General features: G+C 57.9%; 6 protein-coding genes and 1 pseudogene. 4 read left to right on the top strand and 3 right to left on the bottom strand.

What is annotated here, in order from left to right:
• Nucleotides 1-207: 207 nt before the first annotated feature.
• The 3 genes and pseudogenes from E8K88_RS18095 to E8K88_RS17015 form a co-directional block, all read right to left on the bottom strand.
• Complete coding sequence (locus E8K88_RS18095) at nucleotides 208-354, bottom strand: hypothetical protein (RefSeq protein ID WP_168797380.1); 147 nt, start codon at nucleotides 352-354, stop codon at nucleotides 208-210.
• Entirely contained in the window at nucleotides 351-1,958 is a 1,608-nt protein-coding gene (locus tag E8K88_RS17020) for an ABC transporter substrate-binding protein (RefSeq protein WP_136407871.1), read from the bottom strand. The genes E8K88_RS18095 and E8K88_RS17020 overlap by 4 nt, the downstream gene beginning before the upstream one ends.
• Before the next feature lie 178 nt (nucleotides 1,959-2,136).
• Nucleotides 2,137-2,834 (bottom strand): annotated as a pseudogene (locus E8K88_RS17015) (LLM class flavin-dependent oxidoreductase); the annotation flags it as partial.
• Between the two features lie 546 nt (nucleotides 2,835-3,380).
• On the opposite strand from E8K88_RS17015, the gene E8K88_RS17010 reads away from it, so the two are divergent.
• The 4 genes from E8K88_RS17010 to E8K88_RS16995 are packed head-to-tail and all read left to right on the top strand — an operon-like array spanning nucleotide 3,381 to nucleotide 7,969.
• Complete coding sequence (locus tag E8K88_RS17010; RefSeq protein WP_168797379.1) at nucleotides 3,381-4,223, top strand: ABC transporter substrate-binding protein; 843 nt, start codon at nucleotides 3,381-3,383, stop codon at nucleotides 4,221-4,223.
• Between the two features lie 11 nt (nucleotides 4,224-4,234).
• On the top strand, nucleotides 4,235-5,236 hold the full coding sequence (locus tag E8K88_RS17005) for an ABC transporter permease (RefSeq protein ID WP_136407869.1): 1,002 nt from the start codon (nucleotides 4,235-4,237) through the stop codon (nucleotides 5,234-5,236).
• Between the two features lie 34 nt (nucleotides 5,237-5,270).
• Nucleotides 5,271-6,218, top strand: coding sequence for an ABC transporter permease (locus tag E8K88_RS17000; RefSeq protein ID WP_136407868.1), 948 nt, complete (start codon nucleotides 5,271-5,273; stop codon nucleotides 6,216-6,218).
• Nucleotides 6,215-7,969 (top strand): ABC transporter ATP-binding protein, encoded by a 1,755-nt coding sequence (locus tag E8K88_RS16995; protein ID WP_136407867.1) that lies wholly within the window; start codon nucleotides 6,215-6,217, stop codon nucleotides 7,967-7,969. Before E8K88_RS17000 ends, E8K88_RS16995 begins: the two co-directional genes overlap by 4 nt.
• Nucleotides 7,970-8,035 lie beyond the last annotated feature (66 nt).

Raw genomic sequence — 8,035 nt, 5'->3', positions numbered from 1 at the left:
TGTGCAGCTTTTTAGTGGGTCAATACACAAAGTCGCCACCGCAGGTGCATCGGAGACTGCGCAGTTGTCTTGCAAAACCCGATCACCGGCGGCAGTCACCTCACCTAGCCGCAATCTGAAAATTTCCCTTCAGGCTGATCGGCACACCCAGCAGCGGCTTGCGCTCGCCACGTGCCTGTGCCTCGGCTGATGCAGCATCGCAGGCACTCACCGCGTTGATGGCTGGGGTGTACTGGTCGATGCCTTGCAGCCCCACGCCAACAATAGCCCTGCAGTGAGCTCGCGGGTAGTCAACGCCCGGGCCTGTTCATGGGCTGGCGCAAAGGCCAAGGCATTCAAAGAAGTTGTTGTCATTGGGCCTCCAACCACAGATCCGACCAATCGCCTGCCGTCAGGTCTACGCTGTTGTTCAGATTGTGCACGCGCTTTTGGTAGACCTGTAAAGCCGATGGCGAGGTCACCAGCGGTAACACCGGCAGCTCGCGGCCTACGATGTGCTGGATCTCTTTGAACTGCGCAGCGCGCTTGCCAGCATCGGTCTCAACACTGGCGGCCGTGAACAATGCATCGACACGCGGGTTGTTGTAATGTGCGGCATTGACCCAAGGAGTGGGGTTGCGAATCGCATCCGACCAGTACATGCGCTGCACGCCCACCGTTGGGTCAAACAAACGCCCCATGCCATTCAGATTCAGATCAAAGCTACGCGCTTTGTAGACGCGGTTCAGAAATGTCGGCAAATCGCCATCGACAATCTCGACCTTGATGCCTACGCGATTCAGCGATGCGCGAATGTACTCGGACGCGCGTTTGAAATCAGCCGACGGCAAAAAGCTCAGCTTCAAGTCAAAACGCGGCTGCTTGCCCTTACGGGGATAGCCAGCCTCGTCGAGCAAGGCATTGGCCTTGGCAATGTCCAGCGTGTATTGGAAAGTGCTGTCGTCGTAGTAATCGACAAGAATTGCCGGGATCGGCGAGTTCACCACCTGCGCGCGCTTGTAGTAGAGACTGTCAGCAATGAAGTGGCGGTCAAACGCATAGGCAATCGCCTGGCGCACTTGCTCGTTGGCCAGAATAGGATTGTTGTGATTAAACTCCAAAAATAAGGCGTTGTTCAAAAATGCATCGTAGGTATCGTCAACCGCCAAGGCTGGGTTCTGCGCTAGCCGGTCTATGTCGGCAATCGCCACGTTCAAAGCGCCATTGACTTCGCCGGCTTCAATCGCCGCCGAGATCGAGGCAGCGTTCTTCACAAAACGGAAAATTACCCGATCCAGATACGGATAACCATCACGCCAATAGTTGGGATTTTTATCCAGCACCACATGGCTGCCCTTGACCCATTCCTTGAATACAAATGGACCCGTGCCAATTGGCTGGTTGGTATTTGGGTGTGCCAACGGATCGGCATCGCCATAGCGCGCAGCCGGCACGATCGGTGTTTCAGCCGACGACAGCGCATTGATCAAATACGGCGCGGGCTTGTCCAGCACGATCACGGCGGTATGCGCATCGGGCAGCTCTACATCGCGCACATTGGCAAAGGTGATGCGCCCACGCGGCCCCAACTCTTTTTGCTTCAGGATCGAATAGCGCACATCGACCGAACTGAAATCTGTGCCATCGTGGAATTGGACGCCTTCGCGCAGCCTGAAGGTATAGCGCAGACCGTCGTCACTGATCTGCCATTCGGTGGCCAGCAAAGGCTGGGGTTTGAAGTCCAGGTCATAACGCAACAGGCCTTCGGTGATTTTGGCGCTGACGTTGCGGTTGTCGGTCTTGGTGTCCAAGAAGGACACCAGGGTCGTAGGTTCTTGCGCGACCGCATAGCTGAAGGTGCCGCCAAGCACCGGCGTTTTGCTGCTGGCCGTGTCTTGCGCCTGCGCATAGGCCATCGTCCACGCCAGCAAAGGCACAGCCAGCGCAAAAGTCATAGTGCGAATGGTAAAAAAAGGCATGTCATACTCCCCGTATCAGTAGGTCAGATGGGTCGACCAAATAGGCCGGTTAAAGACGCAAATCAGCTTGCTTGAGCAGCGGCACAATACGGTCGCCAAAAAAACTCCAAATCCGGTTTGAAGTCATAAAAACTCAGCTGCAGGCCATCGACACCGGCTTGGTGCAATTGAACAACGCAATACCCGCCTCCGAGCCGGTCGCATTGACCAGCTGCAGCCTGCCAAACTGGGGCTTGGGTGTGATGAAGGCATTCTTGAGCTTGCAGCTGGATTCGCCTGCACACTGAACGGCTCGCCATCGCTCCACAGGCGCTGCAACACCTCAATGAATTCGGCAGTCAACTCATAGCGCCTGCCGTGTTCGATGCGATTCCAGCCAAAGGTTTTGTGCCCGACCGCGCGGTGGCCGGTCACCACATTGATGCCCCAGCTCCCGCCCGAAATATGATCCAGCGTTGTGCCCCATTGGACCAAATGCAAAGGGTGCAATGGGCCATAGAGCACATGGATGGTCGAGGCCAGCGAGATCCGGCTGGTGATTGCCGTCAGCCCCACCGTGGTCTGAAACGAGTCCAACGCATTGCCATCCAACACACCACCGCAACCTCCTTTTGGCAACCATTGCGCCCACGCACATACCAAATCAAAACCCAGCGACTCAGCCTTGAGCAGCAGATCACGGTTGCATTCCCAGCCACAGTCGGTGCTACGCGGCAGCGTTGAGGCGCTCCAGCCACCGGCCTGGATCGGCCAGAACAGACCCAGCTGCAGCGGCTGTTTGAGTGCCTGAGAAAACGGGCTACCTGGATCATCCAATGGCGAAGCAAAGCGCTCCAGCTCGGCAATAGAACCGGCCTTCCCCAATGAAAAATCCATACGTATTTCCCGAATTAATGAATAAAAAATAAATAACAACAAGCAAAAAAACCCACCACACATGTCAGAACATGCCAAACCCACCTAAAAAAAATCAAACAGTTAACACATCAAAACACATCAAAGCTCGGATAGGGCTGCAAACAACCTATAAAAAAGCATTATTCAAACAATACCCAACCAACACCAAATAATTTTTTTTCATTTACTAATTCATATATTTTACAAATAAAAATCATTAAAAAATACAAAAACTGTCAAACAGCAACCACCAAGAATCGCTGACTCATCATGTCAAATAAAATGCAATCAATCAGACACCATTCAACCATTAATTAACAAAAAAAAACTCCACAGCAAACACACTTAATCACAATTCACCACACCCAGCAATACAAATAAAAAGCAACCATATACGAACAACAAACCAACACCATTAACTAATGAATTAAGAATGTTTGACGCGCCCTAATCTCTATGCATACCATGCGCAATTATTTCCATTCCCTATTGCACTTTAGATTGGCACTCACGATTGCGCATTCCATGACCAGCATCCAACAATCAACCAGTATTTCCTGCATCGCATTGTCTTTGGCGCTGGCCGCACTGGTTCTGTCAGGCAGTGCCAGCGCGAATACCACAGCACAGCAGGGCGGCACGCTAAACTGGATCGTCCCCCCTGAGCCTGCGGCCTTTATCCCGCTGGCCACCACCGCAGGCGGCAGCACGGAGCTGGGTCCCAAAGTGGCGGAAGGCTTGCTGACCTATGACTTTGAGCTAAAGCCCTTGCCGCAGTTGGCTGCCCTCTTCAAGGAATGCGTGCGCGGCAACTACGCCCGCCTGGAACGCAACCCGAATTACTGGGACAAGCCAAAACCCTACCTGGATGCGATCGTCGTGCGCTCTGTGCCCGATGCCGCGACCCGCGCTGCGGCGCTGGAGTCGGGCGAGGTGCAACTAGCCAACAAGGCCATTGCGCTGTCTGATATCGAGCGCTTTCAAAAGCTGCCCAACTTCGACGTAGACATCACCGCCTGGCCGTATGTGGGCGAGCACCCGCAGATGTATTTCAGCTTCGACTCCGAGCCCTTCAAGCAGCGCACCGTGCGCCAAGCGGTCGCGCAGTCGCTGAATTTGAATGCCTTTGCCAAAACCATCTGGTATGGCCAGGGCACTTTGTCGGCCTCTCCGATTGGCAAAGCCGAATCGCGCTTTCACAACGAGGCGATCAAACACTACCCGTTAGATACCAGGGCTGCAGAAAAGCTGCTCAATGTGGGCGCCAACCCGAACGTGACGACCGCAAACAATCGCGTCAAGGACTGGAGCGTGACGGCCGAGGGCACACGCACCAACTTGGCCCATCTGTACTTTGCCAAGCCCTGAAGGCCACAACCATGAGCGCACCCGCCACCTCCAACCTCGCGCGCATTGCCGGCGTGCTCAAACGCAATGCCTGGCAAGCCGTGCCCACCGTGCTGGGCATCATCATCCTGAACTTCATTTTGATGGAGCTGGTGCCTGGCGATGCGGCCGATGTGATCGCGGCCGAATCGGGCGCGGCGACCGAAGAAAGCATGGCCCAATTGCGCAGCCATTTCGGCCTGGACCAGCCGATGCTGCAGCGCCTGGGCAACTACCTGCTCAATATCGTGCAGTTTGATCTGGGCATCTCGCCGCGCCACAACACCCAGGTGGCAACTTTGATTTTTGACCGGCTGGGCAACACCTTGCTGCTGATGGGCACGGCGCTGGGCATTGCGGTGCTGATTGGCGTCCTGCTGGGCGTGCTGATGTCCGCGCGCGCCGGCCAATGGCAAGACAAGATCCTCTCGGTGCTGGCTTTGCTCTTGTATTCGACCCCAACCTTCTGGCTGGGCCTGATGGCGATTGTGTTGCTGTCGGTCAAGCTCGGCTGGTTTCCCACCGGCGGCAGCCACACGATTGGCGCAGGCCTGGTAGGCTGGGATTTGTTTGTCGACAAATTGCGCCATTTGTTTTTGCCCGCGGTGACCACCTCGGGTTTTTTCATCGCGATTTTCTCGCGCTTAACGCGCTCCTCGATGCTGGAAGTCAACCGCCAAGACTATGTGCGCACCGCTGAATCCAAGGGCTTGTCGCCCGCCCGCATCACCTTTGGCCATGTTTTGCGCAATGCGCTGATCCCGGTCACCACGGTGGCTGGCATGCACTTTGGCGCGCTGCTGGGAGGTGCGACGGTGATCGAGACCGTGTTCAGCTGGCCGGGCCTGGGCCGACTGGCGCTGGAGTCAGTATTGGCGCGGGATTACTCCGTGTTGCTGGGCATTTTGTTCTTGTCCTCGCTGCTTGTGATTGTGGCCAACATGCTGGTGGACATGCTGCAAGCCTGGTTGGACCCACGCATCCAGGTGCGCTGAGCTTGGCACGCTCCCTTTCATACCAAGGATTGTCATGACGCCCCCCACTCCCATCTCCAGCAGCGGCGCCGAGCCCTTGAAGACCGCCGCCAATGCGCTGGATACGCAAGCGCTGGCCGCCTTGGCCAGCCTGCCTGCGCCCAATAAACACGCGGCCTGGAAAGCGCTATTGCGCAACCCTTCAGCGCTGGCGGGCATCGCTCTTTTGGGCTTTGTGACCTTTGTCGCCTTGTTTGCGAATGTGCTGTTTCCCGGCGATCCGCTGGACATGGTCGGCATGCCCTTGGCCTGGCCGGGTCAGGAGCGCGAGTTTTTCCTGGGCACTGATTCGTTGGGCCGCAATGTGGCCGCTGGTTTGGCCCATGGTGCGCGCGTGTCCTTGTCGGTCGGTGCAGTGGCCGCCAGCATTGCGCTGACCATTGGCGTGTTGGTGGGGGCGATTGGCGGCTACTTCAGTGGCTGGGTTGACGATGTTCTGGTGCGCTTTACCGAGCTGATCCAGACCGTGCCAACGTTCTTGCTGGTGATTGTCATCGTCGCGATTGGCCAGCCCTCGGTGAATGTGATTGTGTTTGCGATTGGCGCGGCGTCCTGGCCGGTGATTGCCCGCCTGGTGCGCGCCGAATTTCGCTCCTTGCGCGAAGCCGAATTTGTGCTGGCCGCGCGCAGCCAAGGCTTTGGCGACAGCTGGATCATCTTCCGCGAAATCCTGCCCAATGCGCTGCCGCCGGTGGTGGTGACCACCTCGGTACTGGTGGCCACCGCAATCCTGATGGAGTCGGCCTTGTCCTTCTTGGGCATGGGCGATCCGAATGTGGTGTCGTGGGGCAGCATGATCGGCGAAGGCCGCGAGTTGCTGCGCACCGCCTGGTACCTGACGGCCGTGCCCGGCGTGGCCATTATTTTGACCGTGCTCTCGCTCAATCTGGTGGGCGATGGCATCAACGACGCGTTCAATCCACGCCTGCGAGGCCGCTCATGAGCTTGATTACTCCCTCCTCTTCAGCCCTGCTGGATGTGCAGCAACTCAATGTGCATTTTCGCAGCCGCAGCGGCAGCCACCACGCGGTCAAGAACCTCGACTTCACGATTGCCCAGGGCGAAACCCTGGCACTGGTGGGCGAGTCGGGCTGCGGCAAATCAACCACCGCGCTGGCCTTGCTGCGCCTCTTGGGGCCTGAAGCGAACCTGAGCGGCCGCATCCAGTTCGATGGCCGCAATATCGCCGACTTGCCGTTGCACGAATTGCGCCGCATTCGTGGCCATGCGATTTCGATGATTTTCCAGGAGCCCATGACCTCCTTGAACCCGGTGCACACGATTGGCAGCCAGATTGCCGAAACCCTGCGCCTGCACCAGGGCCTGTCCAAAGAAGCGGCGCGCAAGCGCACCCTGGAGATGCTGGATCTGGTCAAAATCCCCGAGCCCCAGCGCCGCATTGACGACTACCCGCACCACCTCTCGGGCGGCCAGCGTCAACGCGTGATGATTGCAATGGCCGTCGCCTGCCAGCCGCGCTTGCTGATTGCCGACGAACCGACCACGGCGCTGGATGTCACGGTGCAGGCGCGCATTCTTGAATTGCTTGACCAGTTGCGCAAAGACCTGTCGATGGGCTTGCTCATCATCACCCACGACCTGGGCGTGGTCTCGCAATGGGCCGACCGCGTGCTGGTGATGTTTGATGGCGAAAAGGTCGAAGAGGCCCCGGCGCTGGAGTTGTTCCATAGTCCCCAGCACGCCTACTCCAAGGGCTTGCTGGGCGCGTCTCTGCATGCGGGCAAGGACGTCCATTGCTGCGAAGCGCGCCTGCCAGAAATCCACCGCCACACCGACCCGGTCAGCGGCCTGCGCGGCTTCAAGCACATCACCCCGCCCTTGCCTGAACGCCAAGCCGCCGCGCCTGCCCATACCGCCGTGCCACTGCTCTCGGTCAAGGGTTTACACACCACCTACCGCAAACGCGAAGGCGGCTTGTTCCACGCCGTGGATGGCGTGAGCTTTGACATTGCCAAAGGCGAAACGCTCGGATTGGTGGGCGAGTCGGGCTGCGGCAAATCCTCGCTCTCGCGCACCTTGCTGAAACTGATTCAACCGGCCAGCGGCCAGATCGTGTTTGAAGGCACGGATTTGGCCCCACTGAACGAAAAGCAGCTCAAGCCCTGGCGCAAGCGCATTCAGATGGTTTTCCAGGACCCGTATGCGTCGCTGAACCCACGCCGCACCGTGTTTGACACCTTGGATGCCGTGCTGGCCGTGCACGGCGAAAAAGACCGCCAGCAACGCCGCCAGCGCATTGCCCAGACCCTGGACCGCGTCGGCCTGCCGGGCAGCAGCGCCAGCCGGTTTCCGCACGAGTTCTCTGGCGGGCAACGCCAGCGCATTGGCATTGCCCGCGCGCTGATTGTGCGGCCTTCGCTGGTGATTCTGGACGAGCCGGTCTCGGCGCTGGATGTGTCGATACAGGCGCAAATCCTGAATCTATTGGCCGAGCTGAAAGAAGATTTTGGCCTGTCTTACCTGTTCATCTCGCACGACCTGTCGGTCGTTCGCTATATCGCCGACCGCGTATTGGTGATGAACCAGGGCCAGATCGTCGAGAGCGGGGACCGCCGCCAAATTTGGCAAGCGCCCCAGCACAGCTACACCCAGGCGCTGATTGCCGCCGTGCCCAAACCCGAGGCACGCCGCAGCGCAGGCGCCTTTCAAGACGTGATTCGCAACGCTGTATAACACTGGCGCGCCCGCGCCGCCCCATTCCCCCTCTTGTTCACGCACCAAAAGACACTATGTCCGAAG

It is taken from the genome of Lampropedia aestuarii (assembly GCF_004803635.1).
GTDB lineage: Bacteria > Pseudomonadota > Gammaproteobacteria > Burkholderiales > Burkholderiaceae_C > Lampropedia > Lampropedia aestuarii.
Note: the sequence above shows the minus strand (reverse complement) of the source record. Positions and strands in the feature narration are given on the sequence as shown.